The 24,181-nt window shown below is 65.7% G+C and carries 14 protein-coding genes; 13 read left to right on the forward strand and 1 reads right to left on the reverse strand.

The features are described from left to right. Positions 1–12 precede the first annotated feature (12 nt). The 13 genes from prpB to pbpC all read left to right on the forward strand — a co-directional run bounded on the left by prpB (position 13) and on the right by pbpC (position 23,708). Positions 13–909 (forward strand): methylisocitrate lyase, encoded by an 897-nt coding sequence (gene prpB / locus HG421_RS04055; RefSeq protein ID WP_169705318.1) that lies wholly within the window; start codon positions 13–15, stop codon positions 907–909. Between the two features lie 75 nt (positions 910–984). Then, positions 985–2,139 (forward strand): bifunctional 2-methylcitrate synthase/citrate synthase, encoded by a 1,155-nt coding sequence (gene prpC / locus HG421_RS04060; protein ID WP_169705319.1) that lies wholly within the window; start codon positions 985–987, stop codon positions 2,137–2,139. A gap of 150 nt (positions 2,140–2,289) precedes the next feature. Continuing rightward, positions 2,290–4,884, forward strand: a complete 2,595-nt coding sequence (acnD, locus tag HG421_RS04065) for a Fe/S-dependent 2-methylisocitrate dehydratase AcnD (protein ID WP_169705320.1) — start codon at positions 2,290–2,292, stop codon at positions 4,882–4,884. Positions 4,885–4,972: 88 nt separating this feature from the next. Then, complete coding sequence (locus HG421_RS04070; RefSeq protein ID WP_169705321.1) at positions 4,973–5,215, forward strand: type II toxin-antitoxin system ParD family antitoxin; 243 nt, start codon at positions 4,973–4,975, stop codon at positions 5,213–5,215. Then, positions 5,215–5,529, forward strand: a complete 315-nt coding sequence (locus HG421_RS04075; RefSeq protein ID WP_228329938.1) for a type II toxin-antitoxin system RelE/ParE family toxin — start codon at positions 5,215–5,217, stop codon at positions 5,527–5,529. The genes HG421_RS04070 and HG421_RS04075 overlap by 1 nt, the downstream gene beginning before the upstream one ends. A gap of 87 nt (positions 5,530–5,616) precedes the next feature. Next, positions 5,617–6,819 (forward strand): 2-methylaconitate cis-trans isomerase PrpF, encoded by a 1,203-nt coding sequence (prpF, locus tag HG421_RS04080; RefSeq protein WP_169705323.1) that lies wholly within the window; start codon positions 5,617–5,619, stop codon positions 6,817–6,819. A gap of 186 nt (positions 6,820–7,005) precedes the next feature. After that, the gene (locus HG421_RS04085) at positions 7,006–9,222 is read left to right on the forward strand and encodes a TonB-dependent receptor (protein ID WP_169705324.1); all 2,217 of its coding nucleotides are present in this window, start codon (positions 7,006–7,008) and stop codon (positions 9,220–9,222) included. 77 nt (positions 9,223–9,299) lie between these two features. Then, a complete protein-coding gene (locus tag HG421_RS04090) occupies positions 9,300–10,292 on the forward strand; it encodes a nucleoside hydrolase (protein WP_169705325.1) in 993 nt (330 codons plus the stop codon). A gap of 558 nt (positions 10,293–10,850) precedes the next feature. Then, positions 10,851–15,752: an alpha-2-macroglobulin family protein gene (locus HG421_RS04095; protein ID WP_211161780.1), complete on the forward strand. Its 4,902-nt coding sequence runs from the start codon at positions 10,851–10,853 to the stop codon at positions 15,750–15,752. A gap of 1,034 nt (positions 15,753–16,786) precedes the next feature. Further along, positions 16,787–19,753, forward strand: a complete 2,967-nt coding sequence (locus HG421_RS04100) for a TonB-dependent receptor (RefSeq protein ID WP_169705327.1) — start codon at positions 16,787–16,789, stop codon at positions 19,751–19,753. 153 nt (positions 19,754–19,906) lie between these two features. Continuing rightward, positions 19,907–20,857, forward strand: coding sequence for a glycerophosphodiester phosphodiesterase family protein (locus HG421_RS04105; RefSeq protein WP_169705328.1), 951 nt, complete (start codon positions 19,907–19,909; stop codon positions 20,855–20,857). 25 nt (positions 20,858–20,882) lie between these two features. Next, positions 20,883–21,197, forward strand: coding sequence for a hypothetical protein (locus HG421_RS04110; RefSeq protein ID WP_248279461.1), 315 nt, complete (start codon positions 20,883–20,885; stop codon positions 21,195–21,197). 120 nt (positions 21,198–21,317) lie between these two features. Continuing rightward, entirely contained in the window at positions 21,318–23,708 is a 2,391-nt protein-coding gene (gene pbpC / locus HG421_RS04115; protein WP_169708082.1) for a penicillin-binding protein 1C, read from the forward strand. Positions 23,709–23,970: 262 nt separating this feature from the next. Here pbpC and HG421_RS04120 read toward each other — a convergent pair whose 3' ends face one another. Further along, positions 23,971–24,174 (reverse strand): hypothetical protein, encoded by a 204-nt coding sequence (locus tag HG421_RS04120; protein WP_169705329.1) that lies wholly within the window; start codon positions 24,172–24,174, stop codon positions 23,971–23,973. Between the last annotated feature and the right edge of the window lie 7 nt (positions 24,175–24,181).

Genomic DNA, 24,181 nt, shown 5'->3' on the forward strand with positions numbered 1-24,181 from the left:
GCAGGAATCGTCATGATGTCTTCGTCCACCACCACCGCCGGCACGCGCTTTCGCGCAGCGCTGGCTGCCGAGTCGCCGCTGCAGGTGATTGGCGCGATCAATGCCAACCATGCGCTGCTGGCGCAACGCGCCGGCTATCAGGCGATTTACCTGTCAGGCGGCGGCGTGGCGGCCGGGTCGCTTGGGTTGCCGGACCTGGGCATCAACACGCTGGAAGATGTGCTGATCGACGTGCGGCGTATCACCGACGTCTGCGCACTGCCGCTGCTGGTGGACGTGGACACCGGCTTCGGGCCGAGCGCGTTCAACATCGAACGCACCATCAAGTCCCTGATCAAGGCCGGCGCGGCTGGCTGCCATATCGAAGACCAGGTGGGCGCCAAGCGCTGCGGGCACCGGCCGGGCAAGGAGATCGTCAGCCAGGGCGAGATGGTGGACCGGGTCAAGGCGGCGGCCGATGCCAAGACCGATGCGGCGTTCTTCCTCATTGCGCGTACCGATGCAATCCAGATGGAAGGCGTGGATGCGGCCATCGAGCGCGCCATCGCCTGCGTGGAAGCCGGTGCGGACGGCATCTTTGCCGAGGCCGCCTACGATCTGGAAACCTACGCGCGCTTCGTCGAGGCGGTGAAGGTGCCGGTGCTGGCCAACATCACCGAATTCGGCAAGACGCCGTTGTTCACCCGCGACCAGCTCGCGCAGGCCGGTGTGGCGATCCAGCTGTTTCCGTTGTCGGCCTTCCGTGCGGCCAACAAGGCCGCCGAGGCGGTCTATACCGCGATCCGTCGCGATGGGCATCAACAGGCCGTGCTGGACAGCATGCAGACGCGCGAGGAACTGTACGCGCGCATCGGCTATCACGATTACGAGCAGCGGCTGGATGCGTTGTTCGCACGCAAAGGCGCATGATCGCGCGTTGCTGCGCGCCGATTCCTTTACTTCGTCCGTGACATCGCAACACGCCACCGTTTGGGAGCTCATCGCATGAACGACACCGCCATTCCTGGCTTCAAGCCGAAGAAATCCGTTGCACTGTCCGGCACGGCCGCCGGCAATACCGCCCTGTGCACCGTGGGCCGCAGCGGCAACGACCTGCACTACCGTGGTTACGACATTCTCGACCTGGCCACCACCAGCGAGTTCGAGGAGATCGCCTACCTGCTGGTGCACGGCAAGTTGCCCAACAGCGGCGAACTGCGCGGCTACAAGGCCAAGCTGCGCTCGCTGCGCGGCGTGCCGGCGGCCGTGAAGACGGCGCTGGAACAATTGCCGCCGTCGGCGCATCCGATGGATGTGATGCGCACCGGCGTGTCGGTGCTGGGCTGCCTGCAGCCGGAAAAGGACGACCACAATCATCCGGGCGCGCGCGACATCGCCGATAAGTTGATGGCATCGCTGGGTTCGATGCTGCTGTACTGGTATCACTACAGCCACAACGGCAAGCGCATCGAGGTGGAGACCGACGACGATTCGATCGGTGGGCATTTCCTGCATTTGCTGCACGGGTTTGCGCCCAAGGAGTCGTGGGTACGCGCGATGCACACCAGCCTGATCCTGTATGCAGAGCACGAGTTCAATGCATCCACGTTCGCCTGCCGCGTGATTGCCGGCACCGGCAGCGACATGTACAGCGCCATCGCCGGTGGTATCGGCGCGCTGCGTGGCCCCAAGCATGGCGGCGCCAATGAAGTGGCGTTCGAAGTGCAGAAGCGCTACGACACGCCGGACGAAGCCGAGGCCGACATCAAGGCGCGGGTGGAGCGCAAGGAAGTGGTGATCGGCTTCGGGCATCCGGTGTACACGGTGTCCGACCCACGCAACAAGGTGATCAAGGACGTGGCGCGCGAGCTCTCCGATGAGCAGGGCAGCCGCAAGATGTACGACATCGCCGAACGCTTGGAAAGCGTGATGTGGGACATCAAGAAGATGTTCCCGAACCTGGATTGGTTCAGTGCAGTGAGCTACCACATGATGGGCGTGCCGACGGCGATGTTCACCCCGTTGTTCGTGCTTGCGCGTACGGCTGGTTGGAGCGCACACATCATCGAGCAGCGCGTGGACGGCAAGATCATTCGGCCTTCTGCCAATTACACCGGCCCGGGGGATCAGGTGTTCGTGCCGCTGGAGCAGCGCTCCTGAAAGTTGCTGCGTGCGAGCGTCCCTCATCCGCCCTTCGGGCACCTTCTCCCGCGTGCGGGAGAAGGGAGGGTGCCGAGCAGTACGTGGTGAACAGCAGTGCCAGCAACAGCAACAGCAACAGATCCCGCCCGCTTCGTGATATCGCCAGCCATGAATAGCCAGTACCGCAAGCCCCTGCCGGGCACCTCGGTGGAGTATTTCGATGCACGCGCCGCCATCGATACGTTGCAGCCCGGCGCGTATGTGGCGCTGCCGTACACCGCGCGCGTGCACGCGGAAAATCTGGTGCGTCGCGCGCAGCCGCAGATGCTGGAGGCCTACCTGCGCCAGCTGATCGAGCGCAAGCGCGAGCTGGATTTTCCGTGGTTTCCGGCGCGTGTGGTCTGCCACGACATCCTTGGACAGACCGCGCTGGTGGACTTGGCTGGCCTGCGCGATGCCATTGCCGAACAGGGTGGCGACCCGGCCCAGGTCAACCCGGTGGTGCCGGTGCAGCTGATCGTGGATCACTCGTTGGCGGTGGAATACGCGGGGTTCGACAAGCAGGCGTTCGCCAAGAACCGCGACGTGGAAAATCGCCGCAATGCCGATCGCTTCCATTTCATCGAATGGACCAAGCGTGCGTTCGAGAACATGGAAGTGATTCCGCCAGGCAACGGGATCATGCACCAGATCAATCTGGAGAAGATGTCGCCGGTGATCTACACGCTGGATGGCGTGGCGTTTCCGGATACCTGCGTGGGCACCGATAGCCACACCCCGCATGTGGATGCGTTGGGCGTCATCGCAGTGGGCGTGGGCGGCCTGGAAGCAGAAAACGTGATGTTGGGGCGTGCCTCGTGGATGCGCCTGCCGGACATCATCGGCGTGGAACTCACCGGGCGGCCGGCGCCGGGCATCACCGCCACCGACGTCGTGCTGGCGTTGACCGAGTTCCTGCGCCAGCAGCGCGTGGTGGGGGCATACCTGGAGTTCTTCGGCACCGGCGCCAGTGCGCTGACCATCGGCGACCGCGCCACCATCTCCAACATGACGCCGGAATTCGGTGCCACCGCGGCGATGTTCTACATCGACCAGCAGACCATCGACTACCTGCGTCTGACCGGCCGCGACGATGCGCAGGTGGCACTGGTGGAAACGTACGCACGCCACACCGGCTTGTGGGCGGACGACCTGGCGACCGCGCACTACGAGCGCGTGCTGCAGTTCGATCTGTCCAGCGTGGTGCGCAATATGGCCGGGCCCTCCAACCCGCACAAGCGCGTGGCGACCACTGAGTTGGCGCAACGCGGTATCGCGGGGCAATGGGACGAGGTGCCTGGGCAGATGCCTGATGGCGCGGTGATCATCGCCGCGATCACCTCCTGCACCAACACCTCCAACCCGCGCAACGTCATTGCCGCCGGCTTACTGGCACGCAACGCCAATGCGCGCGGCCTGACCCGCAAGCCGTGGGTCAAGAGTTCGCTGGCGCCGGGGTCGAAAGCGGTGCAGCTGTATCTGGAAGAAGCCGGCCTGTTGAGTGAGTTGGAGCAGCTGGGCTTCGGCATCGTGGCGTTCGCCTGCACCACCTGCAACGGCATGAGCGGGGCGCTGGATCCGGCGATCCAGCAGGAGATCATCGAGCGCGATCTGTATGCCACCGCCGTGTTGTCGGGCAACCGTAACTTCGACGGGCGCATCCATCCGTATGCCAAGCAGGCGTTCCTGGCCTCGCCGCCGCTGGTGATTGCCTACGCGATCGCCGGCACGGTGCGCTTCGATATCGAGAAGGATGTCCTCGGCATCGATCCCGATGGTGTGCCGGTGACGCTGAAGGACCTGTGGCCCAGCGATGCGGAGATCGATGCGGTGCTGGCGCGCAGCGTCAAGCCGGAGCATTTTCGCAGCGTGTACGACCCGATGTTCAAGCGCAGTGGGGGGCAGGGACTCCGGGTGAACCCGCTATACGACTGGCGCCCGCAAAGTACCTATATTCGCCGCCCGCCATATTGGGAGGGCGCGCTGGCTGGTGTGCGCACCCTGCGCGGCATGCGGCCGCTGGCGGTGCTGGGCGACAACATCACCACCGATCATCTCTCGCCATCGAATGCGATCCTGGCCGGCAGTGCGGCCGGCGAATATCTGGCACAGATGGGCGTGCCGGAAGAAGACTTCAATTCCTACGCCACCCACCGCGGCGACCACCTCACCGCGCAGCGCGCCACCTTCGCCAACCCCAAGTTGGTCAATGAGATGGCGGTGATCGATGGGCAGGTCACCACCGGCTCGCTGGCACGGCTGGAGCCGGAAGGGCAGGTGCTGCGCATGTGGGAAGCGATCGAAACCTACATGACGCGCAAGCAGCCGCTGATCATCATTGCCGGCGCCGATTACGGGCAGGGCTCCTCGCGCGACTGGGCTGCCAAGGGCGTGCGGCTGGCGGGCGTGGAAGTGATCGTGGCCGAAGGCTTCGAGCGGATTCACCGCACCAACCTGATCGGCATGGGCGTGCTGCCGCTGGAATTCAACCCTGGAACCGACCGCAAGAGCCTGGGTATCGATGGCCGCGAGACCTTCGATGTCGCCGGTGAGCGCACCCCAGGCGCCACGCTGACACTCTCGATCCATCGGCGCAATGGCGAGCAGCTGCAGGTGCCGGTGATCTGCCGGCTGGATACCGCCGAGGAAGTCTCGATCTACGAAGCCGGTGGTGTGCTGCAGCGGTTTGCGCAGGATTTTCTTGAGGCGAGCAAGGCGGCCTGAGACAGGTCCGTCCAGCGGACCTGCCGCGGCTTGATGGCGGCGCTTCCAGCAGGCACACTTTGGCAATCTTTGCCATTGGAGTACGTGAATGGCCACCATGAACATCTCGCTGCCCGACGAGCTCAAGGCATTTGTCGATCAGCAGGTTGCGGAGCACGCCTATGGTTCCAGCAGTGAGTATCTGCGCGAGCTGATCCGCCGGCAGCGCGACGCGCAACACCTGCGCGCCGTGCTGTTGGACGGCGCCAACTCCGGGCCCGCCGTTCCGATGGGCAGTGAATTGTTCGATACGCTTCGGGCACGTGCCCACGCGCGTGACGCAAGCAAGTGATGTCGGCGCGTTGGCGCCCGCTGGCCTTGCAGGATGTGGAGGCCGCTGCGGCGTGGTACGGCAGTGAGGCTGGAATGCAGCGCGAACTGGCCTTCATCAAGGCGCTTGAGTCCGCGGTGGCGGTGATTGCGCGTCACCCCGACGTTGGCTCCAGCCGCTACGCCATGTTGCTGCAGTTGCCGGAGATCCTTTCCTGGCCATTGAAGGGATACCCGTATTTGTTGTTCTACACCGCACACGCGGCCGACATCGTCATCTGGCGTGTGCTGCAGATGCAGCGCGATATTCCCGCATGGATGATGGATTCCCCCTAGCGGTGACGGTATGCCGGCACCTTGCCGGCGTGGTCACCGACACCGTATCAGCCACTGCTCGTTCTACTGACACCACATCATGACGCCATGACCCATCTTCCCCAACTCCGCATCCCCGCCACCTACCTGCGCGGCGGCACCAGCAAGGGTGTGTTCTTCCGTCTGCAGGATCTGCCCGCAGCGGCGCAGCAGCCCGGTGCTGCACGCGATGCGCTGTTGCTGCGGGTGATCGGCAGCCCCGATCCCTATGGCAAGCAGATCGATGGCATGGGCGGGGCGACGTCGAGCACCAGCAAGAGCGTGATCGCCTCCACCAGTACGCGGCCGGGTCATGATGTGGACTACCTGTTCGGGCAGGTGTCCATCGACAGCGCGTTCGTGGACTGGAGCGGCAACTGCGGCAACCTGTCGGCGGCGGTGGGGCCGTTTGCGATCGCCAACGGCCTGGTCGATGCCGCAACGCTGCCGCGCGATGGCGTGGCAACGGTGCGGATCTGGCAGGCCAACATCGGCAAGACCATCGTGGCGCATGTGCCGATGACCGATGGCCAGGTGCAGGAAACCGGCGACTTCGAGTTGGACGGGGTGACCTTTCCGGCGGCCGAGGTGCAGCTGGAGTTCCTTGACCCGGCCGACGATGCCGAAGGCGAGGGCGGGGCGATGTTTCCCACCGGCAATCTTATCGACCAGCTGGACATTCCCGGCCTTGGCCGGCTCGATGCAACGCTGATCAACGCCGGCATTCCGACCATCTTCGTCAATGCGCGCGATCTGGGCTACACCGGCGCCGAACTGCAGGACGCCATCAATGGCGACCCGCGTGCGCTGAGCATGTTCGAGACCTTGCGTGCACACGGTGCGGTACGCATGGGCTTGATCGCGCGGCTGGAAGATGCGGCCACGCGCCAGCACACGCCCAAGGTGGCGTTCGTCGCGCCGCCTGCGGACTACATCGCCTCCAGTGGCAAACCGGTGCATGCGGCCGAGATCGATCTGCTGGTACGGGCGATGTCGATGGGCAAACTGCATCACGCGATGATGGGCACCGCGGCGGTGGCCATCGGCACTGCCGCGGCCGTGCCGGGGACGCTGGTCAATCTTGCGGCCGGCGGCGCGGCGCGCTCGGCGGTGCGGTTCGGGCATCCGTCAGGCACCTTGCGGGTGGGGGCCGAGGCAACACAGGTCGATGGGCAATGGCAGGTGACCAAGGCGCTGATGAGCCGCAGCGCGCGGGTGCTGATGGACGGCTGGGTGCGGGTGCCTGGCGACGCCACGGTGGGCGGCGGATAGTCCGCTGAGACCGGGCGGGTTCCAACGCACAAATTGCATGCGCGTGTTGCATTAATTCGAACGTCATTTCGAATTATGGAAACTTTTTCGTACGGGCTCTGCCATATTTGTGTAAATCGTGTTAATTCTGTTGCGCCGCGGCATGCAGGCCAGGCAGCCGCCCCCACCAGAATTCGGAGTCTTCCCATGTCAGCCAGCCGGTCGCTCAAGATCAGCGCGCTTGCCGTTGCCGTTGCGTCCTTTCTTCCGCTCCACGCTGCCGCGCAGCAGGCCCCCGGCGACGACGATGTCGTGCGTCTGGACGCGGTCAAGGTCACGGTCGAACGTCGTTCGGAAGATTCCAAGGATGTGCCGGTGTCGGCCAGCGTGCTGCGTCCGGAATTCCTGGATGCCATCGCCACCAGCGGCTCGGACATCCGCGTGCTGGCTGGCAAGACGCCCAGCCTGAACATCGAATCGTCCAACGGCCGCGTGTTTCCGCGCGTGTACATCCGCGGCTACGGCAACACCGATTTCAATACCTACGCCTCGCAGCCGGTGTCGTTGATCTATGACGACGTGGTGCAGGAAAACGCGTTCCTGAAGGGCTTCCCGATCTTCGATCTGGAAGGCCTGGAAGTGCTGCGCGGCCCGCAGGGCACGCTGTTCGGCCGCAACACGCCGGCCGGCGTGGTCAAGTTCAATTCGGTCAAGCCGACCATCGGCGCCAACGACGGCTACGCCAGCCTGTCCTACGGCACCTACGGCACCATGACCCTGGAAAGCGGCCTGAGCATCGCCATGGGCGACCACTGGGCGGCGCGTCTGTCCACGCTGGGCCAGCGCCGCGACGACTGGGTGGAAAACCGCGACGGCCGCGACCTGGAAGGCTATACCGACTCGGCGGTGCGCCTGCAGCTGCTGTACCAGGCCAGCGACGATTTCAGCGCGCTGTTCAACGCGCATGCGCGCCATCTGGACGGCACCGCGCGGCTGTTCCGCGCCAACATCATCCAGCCCGGCACCAACCAGCTGGTGGATGGCTTCGATGCGGAAAAATCCTTTATCGACGGTGCCAACACCCAGGAACTGCAGACCTACGGCGGCAGCGCCAACCTGACCTGGGACCTGGGCGACATCGCGCTGCACTCGATCACCGCCTACGAAGGCATCGGCAAGTACTACAGCCGTGGCGATATCGACGGCGGCTTCGGCGCGGTGTTCGCACCGCCGTCCGGCCCGGGCGCGATTCCGTTCCCGGTGGAAACCGCCGGTGGCATCAAGAGCCTGGATCAGTACAGCCAGGAGCTGCGTGCCGAATCGCAGTACGAAGGCCCGCTCAACTGGCAGGCCGGGCTGTACTACTTCCATGACGATGTGGAAGGCGAAAACTATACCTACGACACCCTCAGCGGCGGCGATCTGGCCAGCTACCAGCTCACCCGCCAGCGCAACACCTCGTGGGCGGCGTTCGGCTCGTTGAACTACGCGGCCACCGACCGCCTGAACCTGCGCGCCGGTATTCGCTACACTTACGACAAGAAGACCTTCGACGTGCTGGCGCTGGACCGCGTCACGCTGGTGGAGCCGTCCAGCGGCGAAACCGACAACTCCAAGGTCACCGGCGATCTGGCGGCCACGTTCTCGATCAATGACGACGTCAACGTGTACGCACGTGCCGCACGTGGCTTCCGTGGCGCCAGCTTCGGCGTGCCCTCGGGCACCGCGCCGCTGACCGTGGCCGAGCCGGAGACGGTGGATTCGTTCGAGATCGGCATCAAGTCGGATCTGTTCGACAACCGTGCGCGCCTGAGCTTGGACATCTACGACTTCCGCGTGAAGAACCAGCAGCTCACCGCGGTGGGCGGCGCGTCCAACGACGTGCGCCTGCTCAATGCCGACAAGACCAAGGCGCGCGGCGCCGAGTTCGATTTCGAAGCGCTGCTCACCCAGAACCTGCGCGTGAGCGCCGGCGGCGCCTACAACTGGACCCGCATCGACGACCCGGGCCTGTCGGTGGGCGTGTGCCGCACCTGCACCGTGACCGATCCGATCAACGCGGCCGGCCGCGCCGAGATCGACGGCAACGATCTGCCGCAGGCAGCAAAGTGGATGGCCAACGCCACGCTGCGGTACGGCATCCCGATGGGCAACGATGGCGAGCTGTTCTTCTACACCGATTGGTCGTACCGCAGCGAAGTGAATTTCTTCCTGTATGACTCGCGCGAGTTCACCGGCCAGCCGCTGGTCGAGGGCGGCGCCAAGATCGGCTACAACTGGGGCGCGGGTGCGTACGAGTTGTCGGTGTTCTGCCGCAACTGCACCAACCAGATCCGCGTGACCGGTGCGATCGACTTCAACAACCTCACCGGCTTCATCAACGACCCGCGCATCGTGGGTGCGCAGTTCCGCGCCAATTTCTGATTGGCGTCGTTGTGTAGCACCATCGAACCGCCGGCGATCATGCCGGCGGTTTTTTTTATGGCAGCAGGAGTGGCGACATGCAGTGGAGTTGGCAACGCGCGTGGATGATGCCGGTGATGTGGTGCGTCTGCGCCGCCGCATGGGCGCAGACGCCCGCAGCGGCAGTGCAAGGCGTCGCTGCGCCTGCGCCGGCCGACAAGGTGATGGTGTCCACCGATATCGGCGACGACATCGACGATGCCTTCGCGTTGGGCCTGTTGCTGCGCAGCCCGCAGCTGGAGGTGCTGGGCATTGCCTCGGCCTGGGGTGACACCCGCTTGCGTGCGCAGTTGCTGCAGCGCCTGTTGCAGCAGGCCGGGCGCGAGGAGATTCCGTTGGCGGTGGGAGTGCCCACCACCAGCACGATCGCCTTCAGCCAGGCGCGTTGGGCCGCCAAGGGCCAGCTGCCGGCCGGGTTGCCGGACGCGGCGGCGATGATCCTGCAGCAGGCGCGCCAGCATCCGGGCGAGGTGACCCTGCTGGTGCTGGGCCCGATGACCGATGCCGCGCTGGCGCAGCAACGTGATCCCGCTGGCTTTGCCAAGCTCAGGCGCATCGTGGCGATGGGTGGGTCGGTGCGGGTGGGCTACGGCAAGTCCGCGTATCGCCCGGCCAGTGCGCCGGCTGCCGAGTACAACATCGTGTCCGATGTGGCTGCTGCGCAGCGCGTGTTCGCGGCCGGCGTGCCGATCGTCCTGTTGCCGCTGGATGCCACCCAGATCACGCTGGAAGAGCCCGAACGTATCGCGCTGTTTGCGCACGGCGACGGCCTGACCGACGCGCTCACCCAGCTCTACTACCAGTGGCGCAACACCGACCAGCCCTGGGCCAGCGCAACGCCGACGGTGTTCGATGCCGTGCCGGTGGCCTGGCTGCTGCGCCCCGCACTGTGCCCGACCACGCCGCTGCATCTGGATGTCGATGCGCACGGCTACACCCGCGAAGGGCCAGGTACGCCAAACGTGCAGGCCTGCCTGCGTGCAGACAAGCCGGCGTTGATCGACATGTACATGCGCCAACTGCTGCGCTGAGACCCTTGCCGGGACATTGGTCAGGCGTGGCGGCGTGCACCGCCCCTCATCCGCCCTTCGGGCACCTTCTCCCGTCGGCGGAAGAAGGAGATCCTTGTGTTTCATGGTGTGGCTGGTGCGGCTGGTGTGAGCGTTCGTCATGGCATGAACCGCCCCTCATCCGCCCTTCGGGCACCTTCTCCCGTCAACGGGAGAAGGGAGAGTCAAGAGCTTTTTGGAGCTGCTGGTAAGGCTCAAGTGTCGAAACAGCTTCCGCGGGTGCGAGGCAGGCGAACCGACGCACAGGAACACACGTCGCTTACCCGAAAGCATCGACTCGACGCGCGGTGCCAAGCATTGCGCCGAACCTCCATCCATCCCTGGCACACCTTCTCCCGCGTGCGGGAGAAGGTGCCCGAAGGGCGGATGAGGGGCCGTTGAGAACTGCCCGAGGTCGCATGGCGCACAGCACCACAGGCGCGATCCCTGCACTACCGCGCAGCGCATGCCGGTGAGGCGCCTCGCTATACTGGCGGCCTCCGTCATGGGATAGCGCGAATGGACAGCCGGGAATCAGGGATGAGGGCGTCGGGCATGCGGCACGTGTTGCTGTGGGTGGTCTTGCTCACGGTGGCGCTGGGCAACGTGGCCTGCAAGCGCAACGAAAGCGGGCAGCTGCCTACCGCCAGCGGCGAGGCGATCAAGGGCGACACGCAGGCCATCACCGGCTTTGCGCTGGCGCGCGCCTATCCCGACCAGACCAGCGATGGCGTATCGCTGGCACTGGAATTCTCCCGGCCGCTGGTCGGCACGCAGGATTTCGATGCGCTGGTGCGTTTTGAGGAAAAGGTCGGCACCGGCGACAGCAGCTGGTCGCTGTCCGACGACGGCAAGACCCTGCGCTATCCGTATGTCGAGGCCGCCACGGACTACACGGTGCTGATCGACGCCAGCCTGTTGGCGGCCGACGGTAGCCGGCTGGGCAAGCCGCTCAAGCAGAAGGTCTATACCGGCGAGCTGCAACCGGTGGCCGGGTTCGCCTCGCAGGGCAGCGTGCTGCCCGCGCGCGAAAGCCGTGGCCTGCCGGTGGTGTCGGTCAACGTGCCGGAAGTGGACGTGGAATTCCTGCGCGTGCGCGAGAAGTCGCTGCCAGCGTTCTTCCAGCATTTCCAGCGCGGCGGGCGCCGCGGCAGCTGGGAGCTGGAGAGCGAATACAGCGGCAAGCAGCCGTTGTCCAAGCTGGCCGACCCGGTCTACGTCAATCGTTTCATCCTGGGCGGCAAGCAGAACGAGCGCGTGCTGACCTACCTGCCCACGCAGGACATCAAGGAACTGCAGGAGCCTGGCCTGTACTTTGCGGTGATGAAGCGCGCCGGCAGCTTCGGCAACGAATTCGATACCGCGTTCTTCACCGTCAGCGACATCGGCCTGCATACGCGCGCCTACAAGGACAAGCTGTTCGTACACACCGCCTCGCTGCAGAGCGGTGAGGCGATCAAGAACGTGGAAGTCCGCATCCTGGATGCCAAGGGCGAGCTGTTCCTCAAGGGCGCCACCGACGGCAACGGCAATGCGCTGCTCAACTACACGCTGGATGCCGGCCATGTGCTGGTGGCGCGCAGCAGGACCGATCTGTCGATGCTGCCGTTCAACCAGCCGGCGCTGGATCTGAGCGAGTTTGCGGTGGCCGGGCGGCAGAGTGCGTGGTTCGACGTATTCGCCTGGGCCGGCCGCGACCTGTATCGCCCCGGCGAGACCATGCGCGTGTCGGCGATCCTGCGCGATAACGACGGCAAGCCCACCAAGCCGCAGCCGGTGTTCCTGCGCCTCAAGCAACCGGACGGCAAGACGTTCCGCGAAACCAGGCTGCAACCCGGCGAACAAGGCTATTTCGAGTTCACCCAGCAGATTCCCGCCGATGCGCCGACCGGCCGCTGGCAGGTGGAGTTCCGCACCGACCCGGCCAGCAAGGACGCCGTGCAGGGCATGACGGTGCGCGTGGAAGAGTTCCTGCCCGAGCGCATGAAGCTGGACCTGGACAGCACGCAGAAGACCCTGAGCGCCGGCCAGCCGTTCAAGCTGGTGGCCAATGCCGCGTATCTGTACGGCGCGCCGGCCGATGGCAACCGTTTCACCGCCAAGCTGGCGGTCAGCGTGGAGCAGCACCCGCTGGAATCGCTGCCGGGCTGGTTCTTCGGCGACCCCACGCTGGAGCTGCCGCGCGAAGCCAGGGACGTGATCGACACCGAGTTCGGCGGTGACGGCATCCTGCGCGAAGACATCGCGCTGCCGGCCGAGGCCAAGCCGGTCAGCACGATTGCGGCGGTGGTCTCCGGCAGCGTGTACGAAACCGGCGGGCGTACCGTCACCCGTACGCTCAAGCGCGTGCTGTGGCCGGCCAAGGCGCTGGTTGGCGTGCGCCCGTTGTTCGACGATACCGATGGCGCCGATGCCAACGCCAACGCGCGCTTCGAGATCACCCGTGTGGATGCCGATGGCAAGCCGCAGCCGGCCAAGGGCCTGAAGGCCACGCTGGTGCGCGAGCTGCGCGACTACCACTGGAACTACACCGACGACCATTGGGACTACGACTTCACCCGCCGCTTCGAGAACAAGGACACGCGCACCATCGACGTGGCCGGCAGCAATGCCAAGCTCGATTTCCCGGTGGAATGGGGCGAGTACCGCCTGGATGTGTTCGACCCGGCCACCGGGCTGACCACGCGCTACCCGTTCCGCGCCGGCTGGAGCTGGAACGACGAAAATCGCGGCCTGGACGCGCGCCCAGACAAGGTCAAGCTGGCCCTGGACAAGACCGGCTACCGTGCCGGCGACACGCTCAAGGTGACGCTGACCCCGCCGCATGCCGGCAAGGGCGTGCTGCTGGTGGAAAGCGACAAGCTGCTGTACGTGCAGGACATCGACGTCAAGCCGGGCAGCACGTTCGAGATTCCGGTGACGGAAAGCTGGGAACGCCACGATGTCTACGTCACCGCGCTGGTGTTCCGTGGCGGCACCGCCCCCAGCAAGATCACGCCCGCACGCGCCGTGGGCGTGGCGTTCGTGCCGATGGAGCGCAAGACCCGCCGCGTGGCAGTGGGCCTGTCTGCGCCCAAGCAGATGCGCCCGGAGCAGCCACTGCCGGTGACGGTGAGTGTGCCCGAGCTGGCAGGCAAGGCTGCACATGTGACCATCTCTGCGGTGGACGTGGGCATTCTCAACATCACCCGCTTCCCGGTGCCCGATGCCAACGCGCAGTTCTTCGCGCAGCGGCGCCTTGGTACCGATGCCTACGATATCTACGGGCGGGTGATCGAAAGCTTTGAAGGCGCCAGCGGCAAGCTCAAGTTCGGTGGCGACATGGCACTGGAAGCGCTGCCGCAGGCCAAGCGCCCCACTGCGCGCGTGCAGACCGTGGACCTGTTCTCCGGTTCGGTGAAACTCGACGCCCGTGGCAATGCGCGCGTGCAACTGCCGGTGCCGGATTTCAACGGCACGTTGCGGGTGTCGGCGCTGGTGTATTCGGACACGCGCTACGGCAACCGCGACATGGAAACCATCGTGCGTGCGCCGATCCTGGCCGAGGCCAGCATGCCGCGCGTGATGGCGCCGGGCGACCGCAGCACGGTGACGCTGGACGTGCAGAACTTCACCGGCAAGCCGGGCGAGTTCACTGTGCGCGTGGACGGCATCGGCCCGCTGGCGATTGCCGAGGCGGCGCGCAGCATCAAGTTGAACGTGGATGCCAAGCAGACGCTGAGCTTCCCGCTCACCGCCACCGAAGGCTATCGCGTGGCCAAGGTGCGCGTGCGCGTGGACGGCAACGGCTTCAAGGCCGACCGTAGCTACGAGTTGCCGGTGCGTGCCGGTTGGCCGCAGGTGCTGCGTGCGCAGACGCGCGTGCTCGACCCGTTGGCGCCGATCACCCTGGACAGCAGCTTTGCCGATGGCCTGATGACCGGCTCGGTCACTGCGCGCATGGTGGTCAGCCCACTGCCGCCGATTCCGTTCGCCAGCGCGCTGCAGGGCGCGCTGGAGTATCCGTATGGGTGCGCCGAGCAGACCACCAGCAAGGGCTATGCGGCGCTGTTGCTCGACGACGCCACCGCCAAGGCACTGGGCACCCAGGGGCTGGATGCGGCCAAGCGCCGCGAACGCATGGAAGGCGCGTTCGGGCGGCTGGCGTCGATGCAGATCGCCAGCGGGCATTTTTCGATGTGGGGCGACGACGGCTATGTCAATCCGGCGCTGACGCCGTACATCGCCGAGTTCCTGCTCGACGCCAAGGATGCCGGTTTCACGGTGCCCGACAACGTGTTGCAGAAGGCGCTCAATCGCCTGAGCGAAGACCTGCTCTCCGGTGGCAATGAGTTCTATGGGCAGGACCGCCGCGACAATCTGAAGTTCGCCAACCAGGCCTGGTCCGGTTATGTGCTCGCACGTGTCAATCGTGCCCCGCTGGGCACGCTGCGCGCGTTGTACGACAACCAGCGCGACAAGGCGCTCACCGGCTTGTCACTGGTGCACCTGGGGGCGGCGCTGTCGCTGCAGGGCGACACCAAGCGCGGCGAAGCGGCAATCAAGGCTGGCTTCGCCAAGGACAGCTCCGAGCGGCCGCCGTATTTCGGCGACTACGGCAGTGCAATCCGCGACGATGCCTTGATGATGGCCCTGCTGCACGAACGTGGCCTGTCCAAGCCCGAGTACGACACCCGCGCAGTGGCGCTGGGTCGCGCGCTGGATGCACGCCGCGCCGGTGGTCCACTGTGGCTGAGCACGCAGGAACAGGTCGCCCTGGCGCGCCTGGGCAAGGCCTCGATGGTGGGGCAGGGCAAGCAGGTGTCCGGCATGCTGACCGTCGGCGGCGACGCCCAGCAGATCGCTCCGGCACGTGTGTTCGGGCGTAGCTTCGACAGCGCTGCGCTCGCACGGGGTGTGCAGTTCGCACCGCAGGGCGAGGCGCCGATGTACGCCAGCCTGGAAGTGGCCGGCATCCCGCGTAGTGCACCGGAGGCAGATACGCGCCACCTCAGCGTGGAGCGCAGCTGGTACACCACCGATGGCAAGCCGTGGACGCCGCGCGCGCTGAAGGAGGGCGAGGCGCTGATCGTGCGCGTCACCATCACCGCCAACGCATCGATGCCCGATGCATTGCTCACCGATCTGTTGCCGGCCGGCCTGGAAATCGAGAATTTCAATCTCGGCGATGCCAAGCAGTGGGCCGACGTGGTGGTGGACGGTATCGGCATCAGCGAACGCTCCAGCGCCGCCGACATCAAGCACGAAGAGTTCCGCGACGACCGCTATGTGGCTGCGCTGGCACTCTCCAGGGGCAGCAAGGCCCAGGTGTACTACCTGGTGCGTGCAGTCACGCCGGGCACCTACACCGTGCCGCCGTCGCTGGTGGAAGACATGTACCGGCCGGAGCTGCGCGGGGTGGGGCACACTGCGCCCGCGACGATCACGGTGGTGCAGCCGTAAGGCGATGCGTTGGTCTTTCTCCCGTCGGGACATTGTCCTCCTTCATGGAGGAGAAGGTGCCCCGCAAGGTGGATAAGGGTAGCTGCGAAGCCTGGTGTCATCGGTTTCCAAGTGGCTTCGCCCCGTACCCTCACCCCAACCCCTCTCCCGCCGGGAGAGGGGCTGTGATCGCCCTGCGGCAGGAGTGAATAACGGTAAGGTCGCCCACGTAGTGGTGCCGTAAGCGATTCCTTCTCCCGTCGGGAGAAGGTGCCCCGCAGGGGCGGATGAGGGTGCGTGCGAAGCCTGGTGTCATCGATTACGCAAGTAGCTTCGCTTCGCACCCTCACCCCAACCCCTCTCCCGCCGGGAGGGGGCTTTAGATCGCTGCGTCAGGAGTGAAAAGAGGCGCGGTCGTCCACGTAGCGGAGTCGTTAAACGATTCCTTCTCCTCTCGGGACATTGTCCTCCTTCATGGAGGAGAAGGTGCCCCGCAGGGGCGGATGAGGGTAGGCGCGAAGCCTGGTGTCATCGATGGCCAAGTGGCTTCGCCCCGTACCCTCACCCCAACCCCTCTCCCGCCGGGAGGGGGCTTTAGATCGCTGCGTCAGGAGTGAAAAGAGGCGCGGTCGTCCACGTAGCGGAGTCGTTAAACGATTCCTTCTCCTCTCGGGACATTGTCCTCCTTTATGGGGGAGAAGGTGCCCCGCAAGGTCGGATAAGGGTACGTACGAAGCCTGGTGGTATCGATTGCCAAGTGGCTTCGCCCCGTGCCCTCACCCTAATCCCCGCTCCGCGCCCCGGCCCGCGCTTGCGGCGCAGGCGCTCCAAGGCACGCGCCGGTGGCGCGCAAGCTGTGCCTTCTCGCCCCGCCGGGAGAGGGGCTTTGAAGCGCCGCACTGAAGGTCGTTGCGACTCCGACGACGTATCTGGCGACACCGCTGCGCATTGTCTTGGCATTGCGATGCAGGCGACATGCAAGGGTCATTTCTACTGGCTACGGTGGCGTGCTTTCTCACAGGCGTGGCGCCCTTGCTGCGCGATCCCGGGATTCCATGCAGCGTTTCGCTTCGTATCGTTTTCAGCTGTCCATTCTCGCCGTCGCCATCACGGCATGTTCACCAGCGTTGCAGGCGCAGAGCAACGCGATCTCTGCCAGCGCAGAGCGCACCGTTTCATCGTCGCCTGCATCATCTGTAAGCCCTGCAGACGCTAACGCGGCACCGGACGACGCGGCAGGCGCACAATCCACCGTGTCCCCGGGTGACGTATCCAGCGCCGATGCACCAGCCGCCGCAACCAGAACCGGCGTGCAGACACTGGACGCCATGCAGGTCACCGGCGTACGGCGCGCCAACGCAGCAGCGGTGGAAAGCAAGCGTGCGGCGACCAACATCACCGATGTGATCAGTGCCACCGACGTGCGCGCACTGCCGGACAGCACGATTGTGGAGGCGCTGCGTCGCGTTCCGGGGCTGTCGGTCCTGCCGGCTACCGACAACGAGCATCCGCGCGACGAAGCCGCCACGCCGGTGCTGCGCGGCCTGGGGCCGTCTTACAACAATGTCACCATCGACGGGCTCACCATCGCATCACCCGGCACGCCGAACGGCACGCTCGGGTCCATCACCCGCGGCGTGCGGCTGGATCTGCTGCCGGCATCGATGGTCAGCGAGTTGCAGGTGGTCAAGACGTTTACGCCGGATCTGGATCCCAATGCCACCGGCGGTGCGATCAACCTCAAGACGCGCAGCGCATTCGAAAATGGTGGCAAGCCGTTCTTCAGCGCCGAAGCGGCGCTCGGCCACGCCAACGATGTGGGCAAGCCGCGCGACCAGGACGAGCTTGGCTACCGGTTGAATGCCACCGGCAGCCGCACCTTCGGCAGCGAGCAGCAGTACGGGCTCACGCTGTCGGCGAACTACCAGACGCTCAGCAGCTACACCGAAACCCACATGACCACCGATACGGTGCATTACGGGTTCTACGACAACAACGGCGTGCTGCAGACCGGTGCCAATCTGGGCAATGGCTGGGCGGTGCCGCAGCAGGACAAATACTGGTACGTGCAGAACCAGCGCGACCGCTATGGCGTCACCGGCAAGTTCGAGATGCGGCCCAGCGCGGCGCTCGAAGCCTATGCCATGGCCGGCTACTACTATTTCAAGGACGACATGGAGCGCAACGAGGTCATCATCGACCCGCGTAACCGCAACCAGGTGTTCAACCAGGCCGCCACCTCCGGCAGTTATCCCGGCGGCGATATCGAGGTGGGATATTCCAACCAGATCGTTACCACGCGCACCAAGGTGGCGCAGTTGGGAACGCTCTGGCGGCCGACCGACCGGCAGCAGCTTTCCGTGCGTGGCGCGTGGTCGGATGCCACCTACGACGAGCCGATCCGCATGATCAAGTACGCCACCGGCATCAGCCGCGCCGCACCGGTGCCGGTGGGCCAGACCGGCAGTGGCGTGACCCTCAATGCCACGCCCAATTACGCATTCAACTACGACACCTCCGGGTTCGATCACCGGTTCGGCGTGTCGCCGCAGGCCTACAATAACCTGGACAACTACAGCCTGTCGTACTGGCGGCCGGACTACAAACGCACCGCCGGCGATCGCATCCTCACCGGTCGGCTAGACTACGGCTTCAATCAGGGCGAAAGCGATCAGGGCATCGGCGTTGCGGCAGGGGTGTCCTACACCACCGACAAGCCGTCCTACGACATCTATCGCGTGGAATATCAGCCCAATACCAGCGCGCCGGCCTTCGGCCTGGCCGACGTGGCAGGTACCGGCAGGGCACCGATGCGTTACGCCGGATTGAACCTGATCACCATCGATCCGGACAAGGCCAACCGCGTGCTGGCGGCATCGCCGTTGAGCGCATTCAACAGCACCGACCAGCAGGCCTTCAGCAACCAGGACAACTTCACCCATACCGAAAAGATCTTCGGTAGCTACGGGCTGGTGAGTTATCGCAGCGACCGGCTCAATGTGCAGGCCGGCGTGCACCTGGACAGCACCAGGCTCGATACCGTCGGTCGCCAGCGGCAGCTGGACACCGCCACCAACCGCTATGTGTATGTCGACAATCCCACCCGCGCGGATTACCACTATCTGCTGCCGTCGGCCATCATGACCTACCACCTGACCGACACCCTGGACCTGCGCGCCGGTGCCAGCCGCACGCTGGGCCGGCCGCCATACGACGCATATGCTGCACGGACCTCGATCGGCTTCGTCAACACCGCCGACGCCGGCAACCCCAACGCACAAGGCGTCACCGTCACCATCGGCAACCCGGAGATCAAGCCGCGCGTGTCCAACAACCTGGATCTGTCGCTGGAATGGCGCCTGCCTGGTGATTTCGATGCGTTCGCCTCTGCGGCGGTGTTCGACAAGCGCATCCAGGACGAGATCTTTACGCTCTCGCGCACCGACAGCTTCACCTTCGACGGCACCACCTACGCCAACGCGCTGATCAGTACGCCGGCCAATGCCGCCAAGGCACGCATCCGCGGTGTGGAATTCAACGGCATCGTCAACACGTTGGCACCGCTTGCGCCGTGGCTGCGCGGTGTGGGCGTCAGCGCCAATGTTGCCGTGCTCGATGGCAGCCTCGACGTGCCGTACAGCATGGGCAGCGGCAGCAATGTCACCCAGCGCGAGCGCAAGCTCGACAACCTGGTCGGCCAACCGGACTACACCGCCAACGCCACGGTGTTCTACAACACCGGCGGCCTGGAACTGCGCGCGGCCTACAACCGGCAGGGCAAGGCCTTGCGTTCGATTGTCAGCAATATCGATTGGCAGGATCTGTACTGGTCGCCACGCTCGCAGCTGGATTTCACCGCGACCTATGCCATCAGCAAGCAGCTCAGCCTGATCGGTCAGGTCAGCAACCTCACCCATAGCCGCATCACCAGCGTCACCGGCCCGGGGCAGAACCTGCTCAAGGACAGCTATTCGGTGCCTACGACCTATTGGGTTGGTTTGCGGTTCACCCCCGCGTTTTGATCCGTGGGCAACAGGCCATTGGTCGCTGTGGCGTGCAGGCCTCAGGCGCGTGGTGTCAGCCTGTACCGTTGGCGCACGCGCTGACCGTTCGCACTGTGCGTGTTGCGCTGGCGGACCTGCAGTGAGTTCTTCCCTTCACCTGGAGTCATTTCGATGTCCTTGCAATCTGTTGCCGTCCTCGCTGCGCTGGTGTGTGCGGCCATGACCACCACTGCAGCCAGCGCAGCGCCGGGCGGCGTGGCCGCCATCCAGGCACGCCTGAGTCATCCGCAGGGCGGCATCGTGGTGGTGGCCCATCGCGGGTGTCACGCGCCGGCGCCGGAGCACGGCTTCGCCGATACCGCGCCGGAGAACTCGCTGGCCGCATTGGAGCGCTGCATCGCGATCGGCGCCGATGTGATGGAAACCGACGTGCGCCGCGCCGCCGACGGCACGCTGGTGATGCTGCACGATGCCACCGTGGACCGCACCACCGACGGCACCGGCAAGCTGTCGGAGCTGACCCTGGCCGACCTGCAGAAGCTGCGCCTGCGCAGCGATGAAGGCGGTGCCCAGGCACCGCTGACTGAGCAGCGAGTGGTTACCCTCGAACAGATGCTCGCCAAGGCCAAAGGGCACATCCTGCTCAACCTTGACGTCAAGGATGCGATCTACGTGCAGGTGGTCGATGCGGTCACGCGCGCAGGCATGCAGCACCAGGTGATCGTCAAGGCCGAAGCCGGCATCGCAAGCTCACCGCTTGCGGCAATGCAGCCGTTCGACCGTGTGTACTTCTTCCCGATCCTGATCAACGCGCACGGTACTGCCGATCTGGCTGCGATCGCCACGGCACAAACCCGCAACGCGCGCCCGATGGCCTTCGAGCTGCCCAAGATGACCGCGAAGCAATTGCCGGCCCTGGCAGCAGTCAGCAAGGCGCACAACGTGCGGTTGATGGTCAACTCGTTGTGGGAAGGGTTTATCGCCGGGTATGGCGGCGATGCCGATGCGGTACGCAAGCCGGACCAGGTCTGGGGCCGCCTGTACCGCGATGGGGTGAGCATCATCCAGACCGATGCACCGGAAGCGTTGCTGCGCTATCGCGCGACACTGGAAACACGTTGAACGTGTGGCAGGAGCTTGCGGCGGTGTGCATTGGCTGGGGTCAGGGGCTGGTGACGGTGAGGCACCGCTGATCTTTGCCATCACCGGGATCGGGGCGCTGCTGTTTGCCATCGTGGATGCGCAGGATGGCTACACGATCTGGAGCGGCTGGGTGCTGCATGTCTCGCTCAACGCCGCGTGGACCGTGTTTGCGGTGTCCGACTCGGCCGCCGGTGGCTGGCTGGGGATGGCGCTGCGGTTGTCGGCGGTGTTTCTGGCAATGGGATTGCTGCGCGCATTCGTCAGGCCTGTCCGGCCCGCGCACAGCGCTCTCGTCGCCGCCCGGGCGCAGCATCCCTAGTGCCGCGGCTGGTCAGCCGACGGTGGCAATACGGCCGCCCGCACCGCGTGGCAGTGGCCGAAATACGTTTTGCCCTGCATGCTTTGCACGATGGACGAACAATCGCAGGCGCAGACAGGGATGGACCGCACGCCGCCGCGCCCGCGCGCGCCGAAACAACCGGCCCAGCCTCGCCGCCGTTGGTTGCGATGGCTGCGCTGGAGCGCGGCCGCGCTGCTCACCGTGTTGCTGGTGCTGGACCTGGGCTTCCCGCTACCGCTACCCCAATCCCGCGACACCTCCACCCTGGTGGTGGCGCGCGACGGCACGCCGTTGCGCGCGTTCGCCGACCGCAATGGTGTGTGGCGCTATCCGGCCAGCCCGGAGACGGTGTCGCCGCTGTATCTGCAGGCGTTGCTGAACTACGAAGACCGCTGGTTCTGGCGGCACCCTGGCATCAATCCATGGGGGCTGCTGCGCGCCGGTGGGCAGTGGCTCGGCAGCGGGCGCATCGTGTCCGGCGGTTCCACCCTGACCATGCAGGTGGCGCGCATCCTCGATCCGCATACGCGCACGCCATGGGGCAAGGCCAAGCAGCTGCTGCGCGCGGTGCAGCTGGAAGCGCATCTGAGCAAGCACGAGATTCTGACGCTGTATCTGGAGCGCGCGCCCTATGGCGGCACCATCGAAGGCGTGGAAGCGGCCAGCTGGGCGTACCTGGGCAAGCCGGCCAAGGCCTTGTCGCAGGCCGAAGCAGCCTTGCTGGCGGTATTGCCGCAATCACCCAGCCGCCTGCGCCCGGATCGCCATCCCGAGGCCGCGCAACGTGCGCGCGACAAGGTGCTCGACCGCATGGTGGAACTGGGCGTGTGGTCGCGCGTACAGGTGGACGATGCGCGCATCGAGCCGGTGGTGACGCGCTCGCTCAAACCGCCGTTGCATGCGGCGCTGCTCGCGCAGCGGTTGCACAGCGCGCAACCGCGCGCAGCACGCATTGTCACCACGCTGGACGTGGAGCTGCAGCGCACGCTGGAAGAACGCGTGAGCAGCTATTTTTCGCAATTGCCCGAACGTACCTCGGCAGCCTTGCTGGTGGTCGACAACGCCAGCATGGAAGCGCGCGCCTATGTCGGCTCGGCCAGCTTCGGCGACCGCAAACGGCTGGGGCATGTGGACATGGTGCAGGCCTGGCGCTCGCCTGGCTCCACGCTCAAGCCGTTTCTGTACGGCATGGCGCTGGACGATGGCCTGATCCATTCGGAAAGCCTGCTGGTGGACGCGCCGCAGAGCTTCGGCAATTACCGCCCCGGCAACTTCGATGCCGCGTTCAATGGGCCGGTGAGCGCGGCCACTGCATTGCGCCTGTCGTTGAATGTGCCGGCAGTGGATCTGCTCGATCGCATCGGCCCGGCACGCTTTGCCGCGCGGCTGTCCAATGCCGGCATTGCGCTGCACTTCCCGCGTGGCACCCCGCCATCGCTGGCGTTGATCCTGGGCGGCACCGGTGCGCAGTTGCAGGAGTTGGTAGGCGCGTTTGCGGCGTTCAATCGTGGCGGCATTGCCGGGCATGTGCGCTATACGCCGGACGATGCCCGGATCGACCGCCGGCTGATGTCGCCCGGTGCTGCCTGGATCGTGCGCGAGATCCTGCAGAGCAACCCGCGCCCCGGTTATGGCAGCGGCACCTTCGACACCGCCACGCGTCCGGGCGTGGCCTGGAAGACCGGTACCAGTTATGGCTACCGCGATGCCTGGGCGATCGGCGGCACGCGTCGCTATACGGTGGGCGTATGGGTGGGGCGGCCGGACGGCACGCCGCTGCCCGGGCAGTACGGCGCGGTGACTGCATTGCCGCTGATGTTCGAAGTCATCGATGCATTGCCGCGCACTGCTGGCGACAGCGCGCCGGTGCCGATGCCTGCGACGGTGCAGCCGGTGGAGATCTGCTGGCCGCTGGGGGGTGCGGCCGAGCAGACGCCGCCGCCGCTGTGTGCGCGCCGGGCCGAGGCCTACACGCTCGAGGGCGCGGTGCCGCCCACCTTTGCCGAACGCGATGCGCGGCTATGGCAGAACGGCCAGCTGCGGTTCGAGGTGGACGCGCGTAGTGGCCAGCGGTTGTCGCAGGAGTGCACCCAGCCGCATCAACGGGAACCGCGTGCGTTGGCGCGCTGGCCGGCACTGGTGTCGCCCTGGCTCAGCGCGGCCGAGCGTGCGGCCGCGCAGTTACCGCCGCTGGCCGCCGACTGCCTGCCCGATGGGCGCATGACCGGCGGCGGCGTGCTGCGCATCGACGGGCTGAGCGACCGTGCCACCCTGGCACGCGCAAACGACAGCGCCCGCCCGGTGCGGCTGCAACTGCGCGCGCTGGGCAGTGAAGCGCGCATCGATTGGCTACTGGATGGCCGCTGGATCGCCCAGACCAGCGGACGACAGGGGTTTCAGCGCGATTTTGCCGAGGTGGGGACGCACACACTGACCGCCATGGCCGCCGATGGCGCATGGACCCAGCTGCGCTTTCGCGTCTTGCGTTGAGCGGGCAGGGCCACAACTGTCGCCGCAGGAGCGCGCCTGGGCGCGACAGGCGATCCCTGGACATCTCCTCGCACCCGGGGGCGTTTCTCCGGAGTGGTGGTTTGTCCGCACGGCGTTGCAAAACTCACCGCTCAGCTGGCAAGCCATGCAGGCGATAGATGGAGGTTTGGTGCCCAGGGGTGCGCTGTTTTTTTGCATCGTGTGGCGGCGCCCGCGCAGGAACATCGCTGCCGGGTAGGAGCGCACCCCGGCGCGACGGGCGTTACCTGGAAATCTCGTCGCGCCCGCGCGGGTTCCAGCGATGGCCAAGGGCGGGCGTGCCGCCGCATCGCAGGGGCATCAGTCGGAACGACATCAACCACGCGCCACTGCGCAGTGCAGACAACAGACAGGGCGCTCCGGGCGCCCTGTCTGTTTCATCATCGATGTCGATGTCGATGTCGATACAGCGGTACACCGAACGCATCGACCAA

Origin of the sequence: Xanthomonas campestris pv. badrii (assembly GCF_012848175.1) — a bacterium.
Lineage (GTDB): Bacteria > Pseudomonadota > Gammaproteobacteria > Xanthomonadales > Xanthomonadaceae > Xanthomonas > Xanthomonas campestris_C.

Excerpts from the sequence above, each read along its gene's own strand:
- prpB (WP_169705318.1), top strand. The coding sequence starts at position 13 with ATGATGTCTTCGTCCACCACCACCGCCGGCACGCGCTTTCGCGCAGCG.
- prpC (WP_169705319.1), top strand. The coding sequence starts at position 985 with ATGAACGACACCGCCATTCCTGGCTTCAAGCCGAAGAAATCCGTTGCA.
- acnD (WP_169705320.1), top strand. The coding sequence starts at position 2,290 with ATGAATAGCCAGTACCGCAAGCCCCTGCCGGGCACCTCGGTGGAGTAT.
- HG421_RS04070 (WP_169705321.1), top strand. The coding sequence starts at position 4,973 with ATGGCCACCATGAACATCTCGCTGCCCGACGAGCTCAAGGCATTTGTC.
- HG421_RS04075 (WP_228329938.1), top strand. The coding sequence starts at position 5,215 with ATGTCGGCGCGTTGGCGCCCGCTGGCCTTGCAGGATGTGGAGGCCGCT.
- prpF (WP_169705323.1), top strand. The coding sequence starts at position 5,617 with ATGACCCATCTTCCCCAACTCCGCATCCCCGCCACCTACCTGCGCGGC.
- HG421_RS04085 (WP_169705324.1), top strand. The coding sequence starts at position 7,006 with ATGTCAGCCAGCCGGTCGCTCAAGATCAGCGCGCTTGCCGTTGCCGTT.
- HG421_RS04090 (WP_169705325.1), top strand. The coding sequence starts at position 9,300 with ATGCAGTGGAGTTGGCAACGCGCGTGGATGATGCCGGTGATGTGGTGC.
- HG421_RS04095 (WP_211161780.1), top strand. The coding sequence starts at position 10,851 with ATGAGGGCGTCGGGCATGCGGCACGTGTTGCTGTGGGTGGTCTTGCTC.
- HG421_RS04100 (WP_169705327.1), top strand. The coding sequence starts at position 16,787 with ATGCAGCGTTTCGCTTCGTATCGTTTTCAGCTGTCCATTCTCGCCGTC.
- HG421_RS04105 (WP_169705328.1), top strand. The coding sequence starts at position 19,907 with ATGTCCTTGCAATCTGTTGCCGTCCTCGCTGCGCTGGTGTGTGCGGCC.
- pbpC (WP_169708082.1), top strand. The coding sequence starts at position 21,318 with ATGGACCGCACGCCGCCGCGCCCGCGCGCGCCGAAACAACCGGCCCAG.
- HG421_RS04120 (WP_169705329.1), bottom strand. The coding sequence starts at position 24,174 with ATGCGTTCGGTGTACCGCTGTATCGACATCGACATCGACATCGATGAT.